18 protein-coding genes are annotated in these 21,522 nt (G+C 48.6%); 8 read left to right on the forward strand and 10 right to left on the reverse strand.

Going from position 1 to position 21,522, the window contains the following annotated elements; translation table 11 throughout:
- Positions 1 to 301: 301 nt before the first annotated feature.
- The 5 genes from BLA28_RS32880 to BLA28_RS32900 form a co-directional block, all read right to left on the reverse strand.
- The gene (locus BLA28_RS32880) at positions 302 to 2,329 is read right to left on the reverse strand and encodes an FtsX-like permease family protein (RefSeq protein ID WP_069155498.1); all 2,028 of its coding nucleotides are present in this window, start codon (positions 2,327 to 2,329) and stop codon (positions 302 to 304) included.
- A complete protein-coding gene (locus BLA28_RS32885) occupies positions 2,323 to 3,096 on the reverse strand; it encodes an ABC transporter ATP-binding protein (RefSeq protein ID WP_242955531.1) in 774 nt (257 codons plus the stop codon). Before BLA28_RS32885 ends, BLA28_RS32880 begins: the two co-directional genes overlap by 7 nt.
- Position 3,097: 1 nt before the next feature.
- Positions 3,098 to 3,553, reverse strand: a complete 456-nt coding sequence (locus BLA28_RS32890; protein ID WP_069155496.1) for a hypothetical protein — start codon at positions 3,551 to 3,553, stop codon at positions 3,098 to 3,100.
- Positions 3,554 to 3,671: 118 nt separating this feature from the next.
- Positions 3,672 to 4,682, reverse strand: coding sequence for a sensor histidine kinase (locus BLA28_RS32895; protein ID WP_069155495.1), 1,011 nt, complete (start codon positions 4,680 to 4,682; stop codon positions 3,672 to 3,674).
- Entirely contained in the window at positions 4,679 to 5,344 is a 666-nt protein-coding gene (locus tag BLA28_RS32900; RefSeq protein ID WP_044970245.1) for a response regulator transcription factor, read from the reverse strand. The genes BLA28_RS32895 and BLA28_RS32900 overlap by 4 nt, the downstream gene beginning before the upstream one ends.
- A gap of 211 nt (positions 5,345 to 5,555) precedes the next feature.
- Between BLA28_RS32900 and BLA28_RS32905 the strand changes: the two genes are divergently transcribed.
- Together BLA28_RS32905 and BLA28_RS32910 are read left to right on the forward strand one after the other, a co-directional pair.
- The gene (locus BLA28_RS32905) at positions 5,556 to 7,292 is read left to right on the forward strand and encodes an ABC transporter ATP-binding protein (RefSeq protein WP_009253906.1); all 1,737 of its coding nucleotides are present in this window, start codon (positions 5,556 to 5,558) and stop codon (positions 7,290 to 7,292) included.
- Position 7,293: 1 nt separating this feature from the next.
- On the forward strand, positions 7,294 to 9,129 hold the full coding sequence (locus BLA28_RS32910) for an ABC transporter ATP-binding protein (protein ID WP_044970241.1): 1,836 nt from the start codon (positions 7,294 to 7,296) through the stop codon (positions 9,127 to 9,129).
- Positions 9,130 to 9,299: 170 nt separating this feature from the next.
- Here BLA28_RS32910 and BLA28_RS32915 read toward each other — a convergent pair whose 3' ends face one another.
- The gene (locus BLA28_RS32915) at positions 9,300 to 9,605 is read right to left on the reverse strand and encodes a hypothetical protein (RefSeq protein ID WP_169897331.1); all 306 of its coding nucleotides are present in this window, start codon (positions 9,603 to 9,605) and stop codon (positions 9,300 to 9,302) included.
- A 77-nt stretch (positions 9,606 to 9,682) separates the two neighbouring features.
- Complete coding sequence (locus BLA28_RS32920; protein ID WP_081329767.1) at positions 9,683 to 10,441, reverse strand: HAD family hydrolase; 759 nt, start codon at positions 10,439 to 10,441, stop codon at positions 9,683 to 9,685.
- A gap of 189 nt (positions 10,442 to 10,630) precedes the next feature.
- On the opposite strand from BLA28_RS32920, the gene BLA28_RS32925 reads away from it, so the two are divergent.
- The 6 genes from BLA28_RS32925 to mgtA (BLA28_RS32950) all read left to right on the forward strand — a co-directional run bounded on the left by BLA28_RS32925 (position 10,631) and on the right by mgtA (BLA28_RS32950) (position 18,979).
- Complete coding sequence (locus tag BLA28_RS32925) at positions 10,631 to 11,725, forward strand: M24 family metallopeptidase (protein ID WP_330388704.1); 1,095 nt, start codon at positions 10,631 to 10,633, stop codon at positions 11,723 to 11,725.
- 143 nt (positions 11,726 to 11,868) lie between these two features.
- On the forward strand, positions 11,869 to 14,529 hold the full coding sequence (gene mgtA / locus BLA28_RS32930) for a magnesium-translocating P-type ATPase (RefSeq protein WP_071699760.1): 2,661 nt from the start codon (positions 11,869 to 11,871) through the stop codon (positions 14,527 to 14,529).
- 12 nt (positions 14,530 to 14,541) lie between these two features.
- Entirely contained in the window at positions 14,542 to 15,033 is a 492-nt protein-coding gene (locus BLA28_RS32935) for a winged helix-turn-helix domain-containing protein (RefSeq protein WP_071699761.1), read from the forward strand.
- Positions 15,034 to 15,117: 84 nt separating this feature from the next.
- On the forward strand, positions 15,118 to 15,855 hold the full coding sequence (locus BLA28_RS32940; protein WP_242955532.1) for an MgtC/SapB family protein: 738 nt from the start codon (positions 15,118 to 15,120) through the stop codon (positions 15,853 to 15,855).
- 12 nt (positions 15,856 to 15,867) lie between these two features.
- Positions 15,868 to 16,182 carry a DUF3784 domain-containing protein gene (locus BLA28_RS32945; protein ID WP_071699762.1) on the forward strand — a complete coding sequence of 105 codons (315 nt, stop codon included), beginning with the start codon at positions 15,868 to 15,870 and terminating at the stop codon, positions 16,180 to 16,182.
- A gap of 37 nt (positions 16,183 to 16,219) precedes the next feature.
- On the forward strand, positions 16,220 to 18,979 hold the full coding sequence (gene mgtA / locus BLA28_RS32950; RefSeq protein WP_071699763.1) for a magnesium-translocating P-type ATPase: 2,760 nt from the start codon (positions 16,220 to 16,222) through the stop codon (positions 18,977 to 18,979).
- Positions 18,980 to 19,108: 129 nt separating this feature from the next.
- Here the strand turns inward: mgtA (BLA28_RS32950) and BLA28_RS32955 are convergent, their stop codons facing one another.
- From BLA28_RS32955 to BLA28_RS34040, 3 genes are all read right to left on the reverse strand, one after another.
- A complete protein-coding gene (locus BLA28_RS32955; protein WP_071699764.1) occupies positions 19,109 to 20,320 on the reverse strand; it encodes a Gfo/Idh/MocA family protein in 1,212 nt (403 codons plus the stop codon).
- A 126-nt stretch (positions 20,321 to 20,446) separates the two neighbouring features.
- Positions 20,447 to 21,298: an AraC family transcriptional regulator gene (locus BLA28_RS32960; RefSeq protein ID WP_069408612.1), complete on the reverse strand. Its 852-nt coding sequence runs from the start codon at positions 21,296 to 21,298 to the stop codon at positions 20,447 to 20,449.
- The coding region (locus BLA28_RS34040) for a hypothetical protein (protein WP_207650808.1) at positions 21,295 to 21,522 on the reverse strand (228 nt) is incomplete at its 5' end. The genes BLA28_RS34040 and BLA28_RS32960, both read right to left, overlap by 4 nt.

Here is a 21,522-nt window from a genome sequence, read left to right on the forward strand (position 1 = left end):
CAACTGGAAATTATCCTCTTAGAGGAATAATAAATGAACCAGAAAAGGAAGAAGAAATATAACAATATCTATTCAGAACATAGTATCCCTTCTTCTTAAATTTGTCCTTGACAAGGGGTACACTTTAGTCGAAACTTGCCGAGAACTGGGTGTCAGCTTTGATGAGACTATAAAAAAGATAAAACAACGATTCGGTATCAGTGAAAAGGAAGCCCGGGAAATTGTCAATAAATATTGGCTTTAACAAAATAAAATATCATCTCTTCCAAGCGAGAAGAAGAAGGCGGGTTCCCCGCCTTCTTCACTCCCATCCCCCAATCCTGACCGCCGTATAATAAATCCCATACACCAGTACAAAAAATCCCAATGCCGTCCCCATCGCCTGCCATATCCAAAACTCACCCGAAAAAACAGGCATCCCCGGTGCATCAAATACGATTCTCCGCGCTCCGTCATAAATCAGCCAACCGCTGATTATAAGCGCCGGCGGAACCGGAAGCAGAAAGAGCAGCAGCAATTGCCGGTTATTTAATCTGTTTATCATCTTTTCATTCATCCCCAGCTGCCCAAGTATCCTGTTCTGCCGTTTCTTTTTATCGCCGTCGCTGAGTGCCTGTGTTGCCAGAACCGCCGTTCCCGCAATTTCCAGAATGACAGACAGATATACCAGGCAGATCAATATCACATAAATCTGTGACAGAGAATCCTTCTGCACCCATTTCCCGGAAAGATAATCTTTATCCGTATATACTAAAGAAGTAACCGCATTCCCATTCTCCGTCTCAACCGATTTTCCAACCCCTCTGTCCAACAGAACAAGCCTCTCACCTTCCGTCAGCTGCCTGAGTTCCATACCGTTCAGCGGAACCTCTGTAATGACCGCATAAAGACTGTAAAGCAGCTCCATTCCCTCCGCTGTTTCGTCCGGAATCACAAGAATATAATCCAGGCCGTTTCCATAAGTGTCATTCTGACTGAAGGATTCTGAAAAAATCTTTCCCATCATCAGGCTCTGCCCGTTTATCTCCAGTTTTCCGGATTTCTCCATATAATCCTCAAATTCATCAGCAAGCTGCGGAATGCAATGGACATAACAGGAATTCTTGTCCAGCTCCGGCTCCTCGTATCCCAGCATATGTCTCAGATAAAGATAATCACTCTGTTTCATATAATTATCATATTGGAATTCCGCACGCGGAGTCATACGAACCTTCTTCCTCTCCTCCACTTCATTTTCCCAAACCGTATAAAATTCCCTGCTTCTCCCGGTATAAATTCCATAGACATGCGCCGACTTCACGGGAAACCTTTCTGAAATTCTTTCTTCATACGATGAAAAATCCGTCATTTCCCCTTCATGCAGAATCAATATATCAAACACATTCAATCCAATACTTTGATCTGCAAAATGGCCGGCAGCTGATGCGATTCCCAAAAAGGTAATGGAAAGCGTAAACAAAACAGACAATGTCCCCAGCACCACACTCATGGAACGGATCTTTGAAGTAAAGCCCCGGAAGACTGTCAGACGGTTTTTCCGATATGTCCAGCCTTTCCGTTTTTCAAGCCTCTCCGACAAAAAAGAAGGGACACTGAAAAAGAATGCAAACAGCCCGATGACCAGAAAGACCAGCCCTGTAAGAAGATCGAATCCTCTGCCGATGGGCCGTATCACAATAAGCGCATAACCTGCAGTAAAAAGGAGCAGTGACAGCAAAAATATCCCCGTGAAAAATGGTTTCCGGCACGGATGGCTGCTTTCAGTCTGTCTGTCATAATACAGCAAATCGTACAGCCGTATTTTATAAATCCTTTTCTTACTTTTATGCAGGGCAGACAAATACATGGCTGCAAAATACAACAGTGTCAGTCCGGCCGTTTTAAATGAGACGGAAAAACCCAACGTAAATGTCATCCCGAACATTTTAAGAACCGCGGATTCTACCAGCCAGGACAGGAGAATCCCCGCCGGGAGACCTGCGATGAAGGCCGTGCCCGCAATAATCAGGTTCTCATACAAAAACAGCCCGGCTATCGTCCTGGCGGAAAGCCCTGAAACCATATACAGACTCAGTTCCCTGCTTCGTCTTTTCAGCATATAGCCGGTCATATAGCTTACAAGCCAGCCCATCACCAGTATAATGAGCAGAGTAACCGCTATGATCATATAAGGCAGTACTTCCAGCTCCGGAAGCTGTCTGACCTTATCTGAAAAAAGCAGGGCATTATACGCATACATACACGCCACAGCGCAGGCAATTGTAATACAATACAGCACATAATCTCCCAGCTGCCTTTTTGCATTGCGCAGTATCAGCTTTTTCAGCATATGCCTTCACCTCCTAAAAGAGAAAGCACATCCAGAATTTCATGATAGAAAACGCTTCTTGTCTTTTCCCCCTTCCGGATTTCATTGAATATTTTTCCATCCTTCAGAAACAGAATACGATCTGCATAGCTAGAGCAGAACGCATCATGGGTAACCATAAAAACAGTCGTACCCATATCCTTATTCAGCTGTGCAATGATTTCCAGCAGAACGCGGGAGGAATGGGAGTCCAGCGCTCCCGTCGGTTCATCTGCCATAATCATCTTCGGACGGCAAATCACGGCCCGTGCAAAGGCACAGCGCTGTTTCTGCCCTCCGGAAACCTGATACGGAAATTTTTCCAGGATATCACTGATATGAAGCTTATCTGCAGTATCCCTTACTCTCTTGTCGATTTCCTCCGGATTCAGTCCCTTAATTGTCAGAGGAAGAGCCACGTTTTCTTCCAAAGTCAGTGTATCCAGCAGATTATATTCCTGAAAAACAAAGCCAAGGTTATCCCGTCTGAATTCGGCAATCTCATTTTCCCGGATGTCCGTAATATCCCTCCCGTCCAGAATAATGTGCCCGGCGCTCACTGTATCAATTGTGGAAAGGCAGTTCAGCAGAGTGGTTTTCCCGGAACCTGACGCGCCCATAATGCTGATATATTCACCTTCCCTTACATGAAAGCTCAGCTGATTAAGAGCCTTTGTCACGCTCCCTTGGTTACCATAATATTTTTCGATATTCTCCACCTGAAGGAGTATCTTATTTCCACTACCCAACTTACTCCACCACCTTTCCGTTTTCGATAACAACATCCCTGTCTTCAAATTTCAGTACATATTTGAAATTCACATCTTCGGCAGAATCAATATCAATTTTATAGGTTCCCTTCCTGTTTAAGGAAAATTCAGCAGAAAATGTGTATATCCTGGTTTCCGATACCGTATTTCCCTGAGAATCCCTGACAATATCCTCCGTCACCTCCGGAATTATAAAACAATAAGGAAAACGGCCTTCGATTTTTACCTGCACCACCCTTTCCCCTTCCCGAATCCATTCCACCCCCGGCGAATCAGATTTAATTGCCCATAAGGAGGGCACATAGAACCTGTCATCCGTTATATGCCTGATTCCGTACATAAAAATGACAGCTATGACCAGACCAGCAAGTAAAGCCGCCGCAGTTTTGGCCGTCTTCCCCCTTCTTTTCCTTCCCTTCCCGTATTTATTTTCCATAATGGACGCCTCCTTCCCGATTTCCTCTTCATTTTACCGGGAGGCTCCGCTTCGTTGTATATATGTTTCCTGATTTTATATGACAGATTTGTAAGATTCCTCCCGGCTGGATGGAGCACTAGACCTTCAGGTGCCCGCTTTTCGGAAAGCTAAGACGGATCGTTGTATACTGCCCCTGCTCTGACTGCGCTTCAATGGAAATCCCCAGCCTGAGGCACAGCTGCCTGCAAAGATACAATCCGATTCCGGTCGCTCCCTTTCCGGCTCTTCCATTGCTTCCCACAAATCCTTTATCAAATATCCTGTCGATCTCGCTCTCCTTAATACCCGCCCCGTTATCCGTGACCGCCAGGACAACATATCCTCCCATATCCGTGGATTCCACAGCAATCACAGGAGGTCTTCCGCCGCTGTATTTCACGCTGTTGATGATAATCTGGTTCATTATGAACACCACCCATTTTTCGTCGGAATATACCGTATCCCTGACCTTCTCCGTGCTCACGCTGACTCCGTTCTGTATCAGGAACTGCTTGTTCGCCGCAAGCGCTTCCATGACGCAGTCTCTCAGGGACAGTTCTTTGATAAAATAGTCTTTTTCCACATTCCCCAGCCTTGCATAAAACAGCACCCGCTCCACATACCGGCCGATCTGCTCGGTCTGTGACATGATTTTACGGATCGTGTCTGATTTGTTATTTTCACACAGAAGCTGTATTCCGGTAATCGGTATCTTGATTTCATGAATCCACTGCTCAATAAAATCCCTGTATTCCTCATTCAGCCGCTTCGCCTGTGAAACCTCATCCGTCATGGATTTAAGCGCTTCTTTTATCATTCGGAAATATACTTTTTCTGCGGATGATACCGGCTTTTGGGCGACCTCCGCCATGAGGTATTTCCTATCCAGGGAATCCAGCAGTGACTGCAGATACAGCAGCCTCTTCTTAAGTAAGACATAACCTCTGCACAAACTGCCCGAAACAATCCCCGCATAGCATATCCAGAGCAGAAACATTTCCTGGGGTGCAATGCCATAAAGATACAGCAGCACCGAAAAGAAAAGTCCTCCCGCCAGACAGGTGAGCAGTACCGCTCTTTTATCAGATAAATAATCGGAAAGCGTCATATTTTATATCCCATCCCTCTTTTTGTCTGTATCAGATTTTCTGCGCCAAGTCCGCTGAGCTTTTCCCGGATTCTCATGATATTCACACTCAGCGTATTATCATCAATATGAATCTGATTATCCCACAAAAATTCCACCAGATCCATTCTCGATACTATTTCCCCCGTATGGCTGAACAGATAATATATGATTTTCAGTTCCGTTTTTGTCAGTTCAGTCTCCTGGCCTTTGAAAGAAAGCGTTCCTGACACCAGGTTCAGACGAATCCCCTTATATTCCAGCCGTTCCGCCTGCTCTCCCGCTTTTCCCCTTTTCAGAAGAAGTCTGATCCTGGCGAGCAGTATCGGAACATTATACGGTTTGCTGACATAATCATCCCCTCCGACCGTAAGCGCATACAATTCATCCATGGATGTGTCACGGCCTGTTATAAACATGATCGGCGTATCGGTAAAGCTCCGGATATCCGCGCACAGACGGTATCCGTCCCTGTCCGGCAGGTTAATATCCAGCAGAATTAAATCCGGACAAAAGGATTTTACCAAATCAGTTACATGATGGAATTCAGCGGCGCTTTCCACCCGGTATCCCTCATTGGATAAAAGGATTTCCAGCTCCTCCCTTATCAGGTCCTCATCCTCAATTATCAGTATTTTTCCCATGCAGGCCTTCTCCTCATATGTCTTTCTTTCTATATTTATACAGTCTCAACACAAGTATAGCATTATCTGTGCCGGAACAAAATAATACATAAACAAAACAAGATTATACATTTTAATTTCCTCCCAATCCCCTAATATAGAATGGAACTTATAACTGTTCAGCAGCTTTGTATATTTCATTTTTTTATATCATCCGGGAGGGGATATCCAAATGACACCTATGAAATGGTTCTATTCTTTTATTAAGCCTTACCGAAAACGGCTCTTTCTGGGATTGTTCCTCGTAACATTTCTGGCAGGGCTGGCCATCATTAACCCTATCGTCAGCGGAAAAGTAGTAGATGATGTTATCAGCGGCGGGCAGTACGACAAGCTTCCCCTGTTTGTTTTCATACTGCTTCTGGTAACTGCAATACGAAGTGTACTCCGCTTCATGGTTCCTTACAATTTCGAAATTTGTTCCCAGGGTGTACTCTACAAAATGAGGGATGCGGTGTACCGCAAGCTCCTGATGGAAGACTTTGCATTCTATAACCGCAACCGGACCGGTGATCTGATGAGCCGCCAGACGGGTGATATGGATGCCATCCGCCACTTTGTGGCCAATGTTATTTCTTCCATTTATGAAAATATCCTTTATTTTGGTTTTGCTCTGATTATGATTTTTACCATCAACACCAAACTGGCCTTATGCATGCTCTGCATCCTTCCTTTTACGGTGGTGCTGACCGTCTGCCAGTTTAAACGGGTAAAACCTGCTTTCCACAACATCCGTACCCGCTTCTCCAGCCTGAACACTTTTGTCCAGGAAAACATCAGCGGCAACCGGGTTGTGAAGGCCTTTGCCAAAGAAGATTATGAAACAGAAAAATTTGAAGCGGAAAACGATGCCTATAAGGCAGCCGAACTGGACTGTGCGGCAATATGGTCCAAATATGTCCCTGTTTTTGAATTTTTCTCCAATATCCTCACCGTTGTGCTCATGCTCTACGGCGGAATCATGGCCATCCGGGGTGAAATCTCCTTAGGAAGCCTTGTTACCGTAAACGGTTACCTCTGGATGCTGAATATGCCTCTGCGTATGGCAGGCTGGTTTGTAAACGATGTACAGCGTTTTGTGACCTCCGTGGAAAAAATCCACACTACCTTTTCCGAGGAGCCCCATATCAGCAAACCTGATAATGCCATTACCAAAAAGCACTACAAAGGAAGCATCGAATTCAGGAATGTCTCCTATCAGGCGGAAGGTGAGGACATTATACAGGATGTGAGCTTTACGGTGAAGCCCGGCCAGACAATAGGTATTCTCGGCCCTACGGGAGCCGGAAAATCCACCATCATGAACCTGCTGTGCCGTTTTTATGACACAACTGCGGGCGATGTACTTGTGGACGGCGTCAACGTAAAGGATCTGGATTTGTATGAGCTGCGAGACAATATCGGCATGGCCATGCAGGATGTTTTCCTCTTTTCCGACACCATCGAGGGAAATATCGCTTATGCCCGCCCCGATTGTCCGTTTGAAAAAGTTAAAAAAGCGGCCATCGCCGCAGATGCCAACCATTTTATCCAGGCTATGCCTGAAGGTTATGACACCATTGTTGGGGAACGGGGCGTCGGACTCTCCGGCGGCCAGAAGCAGCGTATCTCCCTGGCCCGCGCCCTGCTTAAGGATCCGTCCATCCTCATCCTGGATGATACTACCTCCGCTGTGGATATGGAAACGGAAACCTACATACAGACACAGCTGAAAAACCTGGAAGGCAACCATACCATCTTCATCATCGCGTACCGTATATCCTCTTTGAAGGATGCCGATCAGATACTGGTACTGGATCACGGACGGATCGCGGAACGGGGAACCCATGAAGAGCTGCTTAAAAACAACGGCTATTACGCCAGAGTATTTGAGCATCAGTATCATACACCGGCAAAGGAGGGACGTTAATATGGCACGTAACAGATACGATATAGACGAAGTCATGGAAGACCATTTTGACCTTGGACAGCTGAAACGTCTCGGCCATTATGTCCTTCCCTTTAAAAAAGATATGTTCCTGGCGGCGTTTCTCATGCTCTCCGCCAGTGCGCTCACCATGCTCATCCCCCGCTTTTTCATGACAGTCATGAACGACATCATTCCTGCGGGAGATATCAGGGGACTGTTCCTCATCAGCTTCTACACGCTGCTGATTATACTGTATTCAGTCGTCTCCCTGAAAGCCAAAATCAAAATCACCAACCGGGTTGGCCAGTCCGTCATCCACCAGCTGCGGACCGATATTTTCTGCCATCTGCAGGAGCTTCCTTTCTCCTACTACGATGACAAACCCCATGGAAAAATCCAGGTAAGGGTAGTAAACTATGTCAATAACCTGAGCGACCTGCTTTCCAATGGTCTTCTCAATACCATAACGGACCTGTGCAGCCTTATATTCATCATCTTTTTCATGCTTTCCATCAATGTTAAGCTGACCTTGATGTGTATGTGCGGCCTCCCTGTCCTAGCTATTTTTGCCAGTCTTATCAAGAAAAAACAGCACCGCGCCTGGCAGATCCAGAGCAACAAGCAGTCCAACCTGAATGCCTATATCGCAGAAAGCATTAACGGCATCCGGGTAACCCAGTCCTTTGTAAGAGAAAATGAAAACAGCGGTATTTTCAACAATCTCAGCGACGGCTACCGCCAGTCCTGGATGCATGCGGTTCGCTTCAACTTTATGATGGGGCCCACCGTAGATGTTATTTCCGCCGTAACCACTGCTTTCCTGTATGTGGCTATCGTAAATATGGCCATGAATGGCGGAACCGCTTCCGTAGGTGTCCTGGTAGCCTTTACCGGTTACATCAGCCGGTTCTGGTCACCGATCACCACACTGGCAAACTTTTACAATTCCCTGCTGACTGCGATTTCCTATCTGGAACGTATTTTTGAAACCATTGACGAGCCCGTTGCCGTAAAAGATGAGCCGGACGCCGTGGAAATGCCTCCCATCACAGGAAAGGTTACCTTTGATCATGTATCCTTCTCCTACGAGGAAGGCTATAAAACCCTGGATGATGTGAGTTTCACCGCCATGCCCGGCGAGTCCTTTGCTATTGTAGGCCCTACCGGCGCCGGCAAAACCACCATTGTCAACCTGCTCAGCCGATTCTACAACATCGGCAGCGGCACTATCCGGATTGATGATACCGATATATCCAAGGTCACTCTTCATTCCCTGCGTACCCAGATGGGCGTTATGATGCAGGACAGCTTTATCTTTTCCGGCACCATCATGGATAATATCCGTTACGGAAACCGTACCGCCACGGATGAAGAGGTTATCCGTGCCGCCAAAACCGTTTGTGCCCATGACTTCATCATGCAGATGGAGGATGGCTACCATACCCAGGTAAATGAAAGAGGAAGCCGCCTGTCCGCCGGACAGCGACAGCTGATTTCCTTCGCCCGTGCCCTGCTGGCCGATCCCAAAATCCTGATACTGGATGAAGCGACCTCCAGCATCGATACGGAGACAGAAATCATCCTGCAGAAAGGCCTGAACGAGCTTCTTAAAGGACGTACCTCCTTTATCATCGCCCACCGCCTTTCCACCATCCAGAACTGTACCCGCATCCTCTACGTGGATAAAGGCAAAATCCAGGAAAGCGGCAGCCATGAAGAGCTTCTTAAAAACCATGGCCCCTACTACAACCTGTTTATGTCCCAATACAGCTTTATGAACGACAAGGTCCAGGATGATTTCCCGGAAGAAAACTTCCCGGAAGCCTCTTATACCTGACACCGTCCACTACATCATTTCCCGTAATCCGGATGCGTTTCTATAATGACAAGCCGGATTCTGCGGTTATGAAAACCGGCCTCACTGAAAGTCCCCTTTACTTTCAGCGAGGCCGGCTCTTTTTACTGCTTCCTTCTTCTGCCCATTCAGATCACTTTACACCAATCCCCCTAATCCTTCGGAATATAATCCAGCAGATTAATATCCGCCTCCTCATTTCCCGAAGAAACATACAAAACCAGCTCACTCCAGCTTCCTTCCTCTACCAGAAAAGAATACATCTTCCCCTTCTCCCAGCTTCCCGCTTCTGACTCCTCATCCAGGTAATGCACGCTCATACCGCCGCCCTCCGTCTCCAGCCGTCCGCTGATCTGAATATACCAGGAACTATCATACTCCTCCGGAACCGTAAAATGCACCATCCCTTCCGAATACCCCACACTCCTCTCCAGCTTCTCCAAAGGCGAGTTTTTCATGAGCCCTTCCCTGACCAAAATCACCCCAAGGACACATAATAATACACCCCCCAGAACAATTATACCTTTTCTATACCTTACCACTCTTCCTTCCCCCCTCTTTTCAAAGACTCCAGCACCTCAATCAACTCGTCCCAACTGTTAACCGTCAAATAATCAACTCCATCCGGCGCCTCCTGCCCCTTCTTCGCATAAGGAGTATACCATACCGCCTTCATCCCCGCCCCCGCGGCCCCCTTCACATCACAAAAAAGATTATCCCCGCAATACCATATCCTGTCCGCCGGAACCCCCGCCTTAACCTGCGCCATTGCAAAGATCCTCGGATGAGGCTTTCTGAACAGATAATCACACGAAGTCATAACAAAAGAAAAATGATTCCCCGGAAGAAGCCCATCTATCTTTTCCTTGAGACTCTGTGTACTCTTCATCATATTGCTCACTACAGCCGTCCCGATTCCCTCCCTGTAAAGATAATCCAGAAGCTTCTCCACATTTTCCGTAACCCTCACCCTTGCAGCTCCCTTCCAGAATACCCTCTCCACCTCATCCCATGGCATCCCAAGTTCTATTTCCAGATACTCATACAAATACCGATCAAACGAAACAGCAGAAAACTCCCCCTCCGCCTTCCCTCTCTTTTCCTCCCCAAAAAGCCCCTCCATATCCTTCGTCAGCTCATCCGCAAACACCTGAAGCTGCTCCGCCGTAATCCCCCGCGGATTTTTCACCGCCATACTCAACACAGCCCGGTTCCCCCTGACCGCATCATAATCCCCCTCATCCGCCAAAGTCTGCCCATAATCAAAAATCACCATTTCCGGCACCATTCCCATCCTATTTCCCTCCTATATTCATCCATTTCAACCCAAACCCTTACCCCCATTATACTTCCCCCCGCTTACAATACGCAACTCTCCCCTCTTTTTATCTTTTACTCTTTTATCTTTTACTATTTCCCCCTATAATAGATATAGCATTTTACGGATTTCACTATCCGAATTATAAGCCGCCCAGGCGGCAGAATGAGAGGTAATCACATGAACCAGCTTTATACGGGCCGGCTGGCCCGGGTATGCAGCAGGCTCCGGGAACAGGGCCTGACACAAATGATAGTAAGCGATCCCTTAAGCATCGGGTACCTTACCGGTGTATGGATCGAGCCCTACGAACGGCTTTTTGCTTTCTATATCCGCACCGACGGGAAACACATCTTCTTTCTGAACAATCTTTTCGTCATTCCGGACATTGACGTAACTAAAGTCTGGATGTCCGATACGGACGACTGCATCGGCATCGTGGCTTCCCATGTGGACGCCGGATCCGATATGGGGATTGATAAAAGCTGGCCTGCGCGCTTCCTCCTCGACCTGATGGAACGCAATCCCGGAGTACGTTATGTAAACTCCTCCGCGTGTGTGGACCAGGTACGCTCCATCAAGGATGAATATGAAAAGGAAAAAATGAGAGAATCCTCCCGAATCAATGACGCCTGTATGGAAAAAGCCGCCGCTTTCGTCAAAGAAGGGATGACGGAAAAGGAATGTGCGGATTATATCCGTTCCCTTTATAAGGAAGAGGGCTGTGAGGAAGGCTTTGAAACCATTATATCTTTCGGGGCCAACGCTGCGGATCCCCATCATGAACCGGATGACACCGTTTTAAAGGCCGGGGACTGTATTGTCATCGACATGGGCTGTAGGAAAGACGGCTACTGCTCCGACATGACCCGTACCTTTTTCTGCAGAAAGGAAGATCCCGAGTATGCGCCGATTCATGATTTGGTCAGAAGCGCCAATGAAATGGCGGAAAGCCTGATCCGCCCCGGCGTACGTTTCTGTGATCTGGACAAGGCCGCCAGAGATCTCATCACAGAAGCAGGCTACGGGGAATATTTCAATCATCGTCTGGGCCATTCCATCGGGATGCAGGATCATGAGCCCGGAGACGTGAGTCTGGCTAATACCGCTGTAGTGGAAGAAGGCATGACCTTTTCCATAGAGCCGGGAGTTTATCTTCCCGGAAAATTCGGCGTGCGCGTAGAGGATCTGGTACTCGTCACACAAGACGGCTGTGAAGTCCTCAATAAAGTGGATAAACACTGGAAAAATATCGGCTGATGGGCTGGCAGGCTGCAGACGGATCCGTCCGTAATAGGAAAAGCATGAAAATCGCAAGGATTTCTTCCGGGAAAAATCGTCCATAGTATGTTAAAATATTGATATTCTATTTTTAATAACTACTCAGGGAGGGATATCAAATTATGGACAAAACATATATTTCACCGCATGAACGACTGAAAAAGTATGCTTTGGAGGATATTTCCTCTGTTTATGAGGACTTTCATCTGTCTCAGGACGGGCTGAATGAAGCCCAGATCTTTCAGATGCGGAATAAATACGGCGGCAACCAGATTGGTTATGCGGTGAAGAACTCTTTTCTGCACCACCTCAAAAGAGCATTTATCAATCCCTTCAGCATTATCCTCTTTGTCCTTGCTGCCGTTTCTTTTATTACGGACGTCTGCCTGCAGTCCAATTACGGACGCAACGGCACCACCGTTATTATCATTCTGTCCATGCTCCTGCTCAGCGGGACCGTGCGCCTGCTTCAGGAGTTCAAGGCCGGCCATGCCGCCGAACTTCTGACGGAAAAAATACAGACTACCGTCACTGTCCGCCGTGAGGGTCATATCATGGAAGTTCCTTCAGAGGAGCTTGTTGTCGGCGACATTGTCCAGCTTTCTGCCGGCGACCGGGTCCCTGCGGATATCCGCCTGAGCCATACCAATGATCTATTTGTTTCCCAATCCCTGCTGACAGGCGAGAGCACTATTCTGGAAAAGAACGCGGAGCGCCTTAACCCGATGACTCATACCTCCCTGAACAGCTTTTCCAATCTTGCCTTCATGGGAACCATTGTCATCAGCGGTTCCGGGGAAGGAATTGTTCTGGCGGCCGGGATCAATACAGTATATGGAAGCTATCTCTATGAGCTTCAGCAGACAAAGCGCGGCTTCGAACAGGGTGTCAATTCCATCGCATGGGTGTTGATCCGTTTTATGGCGGCGCTCATCCCTTTCGTGTTTGTAATATCCGGCATCACAAAAGGCGACTGGCTGACTTCCTTTCTTTTTTCCCTATCCGTAGCTGTCGGCCTGACGCCGGAGCTTCTTCCCATGGTCGTTAATGCCTGTCTTGCAAAAGGCAGTACCGCCATGGGCAAAAAGCAGACCATTGTAAAAAATATCAACGCCATGCAGAGCTTCGGCAGCATGGATATTCTTTGTGTGGATAAAACCGGAACCCTGACCGGCGATGAGGTTCTTCTGGAATATTACCTGGATATACTCGGTGATGAGCGTCAGGATGTATTGGACTGTGCCTATCTGAACAGCTTCTATCATACCGGCGTGGCAAACCATCTGGACCGGGCGGTTTTAAAATGCTCCTCCATGCCGGGAAAAGAGGAATATTTCAGGAGCCTGCCGGAAAAAGCAGAAAAGCTGGATGAACTGCCCTTCGATTATGACAGGAAATGTGTCAGTATCCTTTTATCCGTTCATGAAAAGGGCAATTATATCATTACAAAGGGGGACGTGGACAGCGTTTATTCACGGTGCCGCTATGTATGCCACCATGATCAGGTGATTGAAGTAGATCCCTCCGATTCCGGCGGCGTGCATACAGTTGTCGATGAAATGCTTGAGGATGGCATGAAGGTACTGGCGGTCGCCTGTAAGCCTGCGCCCGGTCAGTCCCTCCTTTATCCGGAGGATGAAAGGGACTTGATTCTGTTAGGATATGTAGTCTTTTTCGATGCTCCCAAAAGTTCGGCCGCCAGTGCATTGGATAAGCTGCAGCAGCTTCATGTTCATGTAAAGGTGCTGACAGGGGATCAGAAAAGTGTGGCTGTCTCTATCTGCAGGCGTCTTGGCATCCCGACAGACCTCGCTCTCACCGGAGAGGAAATCGAGAGCCTGACAGAGGATGAACTAATCACCTCCGTAGAGCAGGCCTCGATTTTTGCTGAACTGACTCCGAGCCAGAAATCGCAGATTATACAGGTGCTGCGTGAAAACGGCCATTCTGTGGGCTTCCTCGGCGACGGTATGAACGATCTTTCCGCCATGACCGCTGCAGATGTGGGTATCTCTGTTGACACGGCAGCTGAAGCCGCCAAAGAGTCCGCGGATGTCATTCTGCTGAAAAAGGATTTGAATGTACTGGAACAGGGGATAATGGAAGGCAGAAAGGCGTTTGCCAACATGTCCAAATATATCCGGATCACGGCATCCTCCAATTTCGGAAACATCCTTTCCATTGTACTCGCCGGCGCTTTTCTGCCCTTCCTTCCGATGACTGCCGTCCAGCTGCTTCTGCTGAACCTGCTTTACGATATTCTGTGTATGACGCTGCCATGGGACAACGTCGATGCGGATATTTATGATAAGCCTAATGTCTGGTCGGGAAAAACACTGGGCCGGTTCATGCGGTTCTTCGGGCCTTTAAGTTCGCTGTTTGATCTCATTACCTTTGCCTTTTTATATTATTTTTTATGTCCGGCGCTGACAGGAGGGCTGTTTCCGGAGCTGTCCCCCGCCATGCAGGAGCAGTATGCCATCCTGTTCCATACCGGCTGGTTTTTGGAATCCCTCTGGACTCAGGTGCTTATTCTGCACATGCTGCGCACCAAACACCTTCCGTTCGCGCAGAGCAGTGCTTCCGGCATCGTCTGGCTGGTGACCTCCGCAGGCCTTCTGCTGCTGACTGCAGTTGTCTATCTGCCGGCGGCGTCATGGCTTGGGCTCGTGCCTCTGCCCTTATATTATTTTGCATTTCTCGCGGCAGTTGTCCTCGCTTACATGCTGCTTGTGACCCTTGCCAAACGGTGGTATATCAAAAAGTACCACGAGCTGTTATAAAGGAGGGATACCATGAAGAAAATCAACTTTGTAGCATTGGATTCCTCCACCTTGCAATGGCTCAGGCAGGCCCTTATGGAAAGGAGGTCAGAAAGTGAAGCCGCGGCCGAATTATACCGGGGAGTGGAAGAACTCATCTCCGGCCAGCTGGACTCTCTCATGCTGGAACCGGGCAGCAGCGTGTCCGTCCCGGCCAATGACGGACTGACCTGCGGGGATCTCACCATACATGCCAGGAGCCGCCAGGTACTCCGGGGAGGAGAAGAAATCCAGCTGACGCCAAAAGAATTCGACATTCTTTATTTCCTGGCCCGGAACCGGGGCATTGTCTTTACCAAAGAACAGATATACCAGGCCATATGGGAAGAGGATTACTATACCACGGACAGCAACATCATGGCCTTTATCCGGAAGCTCCGCAAGAAAATAGAGCCTAACCCGGATGCGCCGGAATACATTCTTACTATTTGGGGAATCGGCTATAAATTCAATGATAAATTATGAAGAAACTCTCAGAAGCAATTGGTTTTTTTTAAATCAATTGCTTTTTTTCTTGCCGGAAAGCAAGAAAATCGCAAGGGTTCAGCCATGGGATTACGGCGGAAAACCTTCTATACTTTGGTTTGTAAAGGAAAGCGAGGTGATATTTATGGGATATTTGAATTAATTCTCCGGATTGGGCTGTCCATCCTGCCGGGCTTTTTTATCGGTCTGGAACGCCAGATAACAGGGCATCCCGCCGGCATACGGACCAATATCCTGATTTCCATGGGGGCCTGCCTGTTTATGATGTTCCCTCTCATGTCGGGCACCGATGAGGTATACCGTATTGCAAGCTATATTATATCCGGCGTCGGTTTTCTCTGCAGCAGAGTCATTTTCAAAGAAAGCGGAACGGTCCGCGGGCTGAACACAGCAGCTACCCTCTGGTGTACGGCCGCCGTCGGTGTCCTGTCCAGCTCCGGTAATTATCTGTTTGCCGTAACGGCTGCCAGTATGCTGATTGTATCCAATTTACTGTTCCGGCCGATTGCCATAAAAATCAAACCTGTCGCCCGCAGCGAGGAAAGCGAAAAGGTATACCGTATCTCCGCCACCTGCCAGGAAGCCGCTGAAACAGAAATCCGTTCTCTGATCATCAACAGCAACACCTGTCGGACACTGTTCCTTACTAATCTGGAAAGCAGCGATGTGATTGGGGATAAAGTGGAAATACAGGCAGATTTTCTGTCTGTCGGCCGTTCCAAGGCCCAGACAGCAGAATCTATTGTAAGCAGGCTCCTGACGGTACCGAGTGTTGTCAGAGCCGGCTGGGAGCTTCTATAGGAGGAAAACCATATGAATTTTACCTGTCTTATACTCGGCATTCTCTTTGCCGCAGCAGGAGTCTTTTTTTATTCCGGCAGGGCTGTTAACCACATTACGGCCTGGAAGTCAATGTCCGAAGACGAAAAAAGGAAAATACGGATCGGACCGCTCTGCCGGAATGTGGGGACTATGATTTTCATAAGCGGCATTATCTTTATTCTCAGCGGGTTATGGGAAGCCTTCCGCGGTGATGTATTCCTGTGGAGCATGATCGCCTGGCTGATCCTTTCAGGGCTTGATGTCTATTGGATTGGAAAATCCGGCAGATATCAAATCCCGGAATAAAAACTTTACTATTAAACTAAAGGAGGTATCAACACCAATGAATCAGAAAGAAAAGAACCGCGTAATGGTTCATAAAACAACAGCGGAAATGGTACGCAGGGATGAAGCGAATAAAAAGCTGGTTTTTGCGGCCTCCAACAAAATCAAGCCCGTGCTGAAGCAGCTTGATTCCACGCTGACGGGCTTGGATGAAAACGCAGTGGCTTCCCACCGTTCCATGTATGGAAGAAACAAGGTTACACATGAAAAGAAAAAGTCCCTTCCGGCACGTCTCGCGGGCGCTTTTATCAACCCTTTCACCGCGATACTGTTCTGCCTGGCAATCGTGTCGATTTTCACGGATATCCTTGTTCCTATTTATCAGCAAATGCCGGAAGAAGTGTCACCGCTGACCGTCATCATCATTCTGACAATGGTATTCATTTCCGGAACACTGCGCTTTGTGCAGGAATCCCGCTCCGGGAATGCGGCTGAAAAACTGCTGGCAATGATCACCACCACCTGTACCGTCACCCGTAAAGACGGCACAAAGGAAATTCCGCTGGATGAACTGGTTGTCGGCGACATCATCCATCTTTCCGCAGGCGATATGGTTCCTGCCGATGTGAGAGTCCTGGAAGCAAAGGATCTGTTCATCAGCCAGTCAGCGCTGACCGGGGAAAGCAATCCTATCGAAAAAATTCCGGTGGTATGTGAGCAGGAATGTGAAACAGTTACCGATTATACGAACATCGCCTTCATGGGAAGCAATGTTATCAGCGGAAGCGCCACAGCCGTCGTGATTTCCGTAGGTGATGACACCCTGTTCGGATCCATGGCTGTTTCCGTAGCAGGTGAAGCTGTGGAAACCAACTTCACCAAAGGGGTTAACGCCGTTTCCTGGGTATTAATCCGTTTTATGCTGGTCATGGTTCCCATCGTATTTTTCATCAATGGCCTTACGAAGGGCGACTGGCTCGAGGCTTTCCTGTTCGCCATCTCTGTTGCAGTCGGCCTCACTCCCGAGATGCTGCCGATGATCGTAACTACCTGTCTGGCGAAGGGAGCCGTATCCATGTCCAGGAAAAAAGCTATCGTAAAGAATCTGAATTCCATTCAGAATTTCGGGGCCATGGATGTGCTCTGCACGGATAAGACAGGAACTCTGACTCAGGATAAGGTTGTCCTGGAATATCACATGGATATCGCCGGGAAGGAAGATATCCGCGTTCTGCGGCACGCTTACCTGAACAGCTATTTCCAGACCGGCTATAAGAACCTGATGGATGTGGCCATTATTGACCGGACGGAAGAGGAAGAGGCTGCGAATCCACAGCTGGCGGATCTTTCGGAGATTTACCATAAGGTAGATGAGATTCCCTTTGATTTCTCACGCCGCCGTCTGTCCACAGTCGTTGAGGATAAAAACGGAAAACGGCAGATGATCACAAAGGGGGCCGTGGATGAAATGCTTTCTGTCTGCTCTTTTGCAGAGTATAAAGAGCAGATACAGCCGCTTACGGATGATATCCGCAAGGAAATCATGGCCACAGTCGATTCTCTGAATGAAAACGGCATGCGTGTCATTGCAATTGCCCAAAAAGAAGCCCTTCCCACCGTGGATACATACAGTGTCAGGGACGAAGGCGAGATGGTATTGATGGGATACCTGGCTTTCCTGGATCCTCCGAAAAAATCTACCGCTGATGCGCTCCGCGCCCTGAAGGAGCACGGCGTTACCACAAAGATTCTTACCGGAGACAATGACCGTGTAACCCGCTGTATCTGCAAACAGGTGGGCATGAAAGTGAGCAATCTGCTCCTCGGTTCCGATGTGGAACGCATGAGCGATGATGAACTGATACAGGCTGCGGAAACCACCGATGTATTCGCCAAGCTATCCCCTGATCAGAAGGCCCGCGTCGTATCCGCGCTGCGCAGCAACGGACATACGGTCGGCTTTATGGGAGACGGCATCAATGACGCCGCCGCCATGAAATCGGCAGATATCGGTATCTCCGTAGATACCGCCGTGGATATCGCCAAAGAGTCCGCGGACATCATCCTTCTGGAAAAGGATCTGATGGTTCTGGAGCAGGGTATCATTGAAGGCCGCAAGACCTACGCCAACATGATCAAATATATCAAGATGACTGCTTCCTCCAACTTCGGAAACATGTTCTCTGTGCTGGCTGCGTCCGCACTGCTGCCGTTTCTGCCCATGGAAAGCATCCATCTGATTCTGCTGAACCTGATTTATGATTTAAGCTGTACCGCAATTCCATGGGATAATGTGGATGAGGAATTCCTCACTATTCCCCGGAAATGGGATGCTTCCAGCATAGGCAACTTCATGATATGGATCGGGCCCACCAGCTCTGTCTTTGACTGGACGACCTACGCTTTCCTGTACTTTGTACTTTGCCCGTTCTTTGTATCAAACGGTGTCCATTACAACGATCTGGCAGCACACTACAGCGGTGCGGAGCTGGCAAAGATGCAGCAGACCTATGCCGCCATGTTCCATGCGGGATGGTTTGTAGAGTCCATGTGGAGCCAGACCCTTGTTATCCACATGATCCGTACACCGAAGCTGCCTTTCATTCAGAGCCGCGCTTCAGCCCCGCTCACACTGCTTACCTTTACCGGTATCGCTGTGCTGACGATTATCCCCTTTACCGCCCTGGGTACCATGCTCGGCTTCGTAGCCCTGCCTGCAGCATATTTTGCTTATCTGATTCCCTGCATCCTGCTGTATATGGCGCTGGCTACTATTATGAAAAAAGCATATGTGCATCACTTCGGAGAACTGCTGTAACCGGTATTTTCTGCTGTGATTTGGCATAAATGCAAAAGAGACAGGCGCGCAGTATGTGATAGGTTCACATTACCGCCTTCCTGTCTCTCTTTTTAAGCTTCTTATTGAATAACCGGCCTTCCCGCTTTTCTACAGTTCCGGCTCTTCACTGTTCATCCACATGCCGTTCGTAAAATCGGGAACAGCCACCGGCTGCCCTCCAAGGGCGATGGATTCCTCCGACAAAGCGGTGATGCACATCCAGGATGCCGCATCATATACATCCACAGGACACGGCCTTTTCTCTATAACACTGTCAAAGAAAGCTCTCAGCACAAGCCAGTCCATGCCCCCGTGTCCGCCCAGCACTCCGTCATTCAGGAAATCCTTCCAGATAGGATGATCATACTCCTCCTCGTATTCTTTTGCATTTCCCCAATATTTACGGAAATCAAACTCTTCTTCTTCCGTATATTTTCCATCCAGGAATATCGTATCATTTTCTTCCTCATACATACCCTTTGTCCCGCAGACCGTAAAATCCCTGCTGTAAAAACGGGGCAGCGTGGTGTTCAGCGTCAGAAGGATCGTCTCTCCTCCCGCGCATTTGATAATTGTGTTTACCACATCTCCCTGGGCAAATCTGGTCTGTACCAGGCTCTCATTTTCCGGATGCCTTTCCTTCGCAAAGGCGTGCATCCCTTCCGCTCTGGAGGCCATGGATGTCAGCGTCAGCATCCGGTTTCCGTGATTGATATGAAGGATCTTGGCAATAGGCCCCAGCTCATGGGTGGGATAGTTTTCCGCATTCCTGAATTTATAATTGCGCAGGCGGTAATGACGCTTTTCCAGACCGGTTCCCACTTCCTCACGAAGGTCATGCATATAGCCTCCCCTGCAGTGAACCACCTCGCCAAAAAGCCCCTGCCTTACCATGTTCAGTGCCATAAGCTCTCTTCTGCCGTAACAGCAGTTCTCCAGGAACATAAAGGGCGTTCCGGTCCGCTCATAGGCCTCCACCAGATCCCAGCACTGCCTGATACTGTAAGCGCCTCCCACTTCCATGCCGACCGCAATCCCGGCCTGCATTGCCTCCACCGCTACGGGAATATGGCTCTCCCATGCGCAGGAAATCACCACAGCCTCCACATCCTTCCTGGCCAGCAGTTCCCTGTAATCCGTCGTCCATGCCGGGATGTGCCCGCACAGCTCCTCTGTCAGCCGGGCCGCCTCTTCACAGCGGTCCTCATAAACATCACACACCGCCGTCACCTTAACCGAAGGCATTCTGAGTATCGCATCCTTAAGAAGCCCGTATCCCCGGTTTCCAAGTCCTATGATTCCTACTGAAAGTTTTTTCATATGGTTTATCCCCCATTCATTCCCTGTCCCATCCGCTTAAGCGATGTCATAAGGTTTTCTATATCTTTACTTTTACCATATCCAAAAATACATTTCTATAGGATTTGGGGGACAAAATCTTTGAATTCAGGTATGTTCCCTGCGCGCCATATAAATGCGGGGTGCGGCTCCCGTTGTCCTCTTGAAAACCGTGCTGAAATAGTTCTGATCCGAAAATCCCACCGCAGCAGCGGCCTGTCTTACGCTCATTCCCTCTTCCATCAGCCTGGCGGCCCTGCGCATTTTCATCTGGTTAAAATAGGCCATCATGCCGATTCCCGCATATCTGGTGAAGGTTTTCTTTATAGCGGATTCACTCATGCTGCACAAACGGGCCACCTCAGCGACGGTCAGCCTCTCCTCCACATGTTCCTCCAGCACCCGGACCACCCTGCGGTAATTCTCCGCTCCTGCCGACTGAATCCTGGTAAAATCCTCTTCTCCTCTTATACACGCCGAAAGAAGGATATTTTCAAGTCTGCTGACAAACAGATGGGCTTCCGCTTCCTTTCCCGCTATAATCTTCTGTGTATATATCTTTCGATCTATCTGAAAAATACGCGGCACACAGGAAAGCAGTTCGCACAGCTCTTCCACCTCCTTTTTCCCCGGCCGGAATCTCCACTCCTTCATTGCAGGCATGATATCTCCGGTAAATGTCACCACAATAATATCCGGACAGCTGTCCTTCTCCGACCAGAAGCTATGGAATTCCATGGGCCGGTGCAGAACCGCCTGGCCTGCCTCCAGAAGGAAAACATCTTCACCGGCCGTAACCCCTATCGCTCCTTCCACCACACAGACGAGCTCCCAGAAATCGTGGGTTTCCCCTCCGAAATAATAGTCCTTTCCGAAAACCTGCCTGAAAGCGCTGAACAGGGCGGATATACGTATGCACTTTTCCACTACGCAGCCTTTTAATGTTACATTATTTTTCATATTGGATTCCAGTATCCTTTCCTGTTTTCAGGATACCATATGTTTTTCGAAAAGTCATTGGTGAAGTTTTTGGGGGTGGGGGCCCTGAACTTCGTGTCTTCGGCCTGCCTTCCCGCTGCGGATTCCCTGCCCGGCGGATGTGTATCCCCTGCGCAGGCACGCTTTCGCTCTGCCAAAAACGCAGCGGTACTAAGATTGCACAGGACGCAATCTAAGGACCGGCG

Source organism: Eisenbergiella tayi, from assembly GCF_001881565.1.
GTDB lineage: Bacteria > Bacillota > Clostridia > Lachnospirales > Lachnospiraceae > Eisenbergiella > Eisenbergiella tayi.

Coding starts and splice junctions, on each gene's coding strand:
- BLA28_RS32880 (WP_069155498.1), bottom strand. CDS start 2,329: ATGCTGAAAAAGCTGATACTGCGCAATGCAAAAAGGCAGCTGGGAGAT.
- BLA28_RS32890 (WP_069155496.1), bottom strand. CDS start 3,553: ATGGAAAATAAATACGGGAAGGGAAGGAAAAGAAGGGGGAAGACGGCC.
- BLA28_RS32895 (WP_069155495.1), bottom strand. CDS start 4,682: ATGACGCTTTCCGATTATTTATCTGATAAAAGAGCGGTACTGCTCACC.
- BLA28_RS32900 (WP_044970245.1), bottom strand. CDS start 5,344: ATGGGAAAAATACTGATAATTGAGGATGAGGACCTGATAAGGGAGGAG.
- BLA28_RS32905 (WP_009253906.1), top strand. CDS start 5,556: ATGACACCTATGAAATGGTTCTATTCTTTTATTAAGCCTTACCGAAAA.
- BLA28_RS32910 (WP_044970241.1), top strand. CDS start 7,294: ATGGCACGTAACAGATACGATATAGACGAAGTCATGGAAGACCATTTT.
- BLA28_RS32915 (WP_169897331.1), bottom strand. CDS start 9,605: ATGAAAAACTCGCCTTTGGAGAAGCTGGAGAGGAGTGTGGGGTATTCG.
- BLA28_RS32920 (WP_081329767.1), bottom strand. CDS start 10,441: ATGGGAATGGTGCCGGAAATGGTGATTTTTGATTATGGGCAGACTTTG.
- BLA28_RS32925 (WP_330388704.1), top strand. CDS start 10,631: ATGAGAGGTAATCACATGAACCAGCTTTATACGGGCCGGCTGGCCCGG.
- mgtA (WP_071699760.1), top strand. CDS start 11,869: ATGGACAAAACATATATTTCACCGCATGAACGACTGAAAAAGTATGCT.
- BLA28_RS32935 (WP_071699761.1), top strand. CDS start 14,542: ATGAAGAAAATCAACTTTGTAGCATTGGATTCCTCCACCTTGCAATGG.
- BLA28_RS32940 (WP_242955532.1), top strand. CDS start 15,118: ATGGGATTACGGCGGAAAACCTTCTATACTTTGGTTTGTAAAGGAAAG.
- BLA28_RS32945 (WP_071699762.1), top strand. CDS start 15,868: ATGAATTTTACCTGTCTTATACTCGGCATTCTCTTTGCCGCAGCAGGA.
- mgtA (WP_071699763.1), top strand. CDS start 16,220: ATGAATCAGAAAGAAAAGAACCGCGTAATGGTTCATAAAACAACAGCG.
- BLA28_RS32955 (WP_071699764.1), bottom strand. CDS start 20,320: ATGAAAAAACTTTCAGTAGGAATCATAGGACTTGGAAACCGGGGATAC.
- BLA28_RS32960 (WP_069408612.1), bottom strand. CDS start 21,298: ATGAAAAATAATGTAACATTAAAAGGCTGCGTAGTGGAAAAGTGCATA.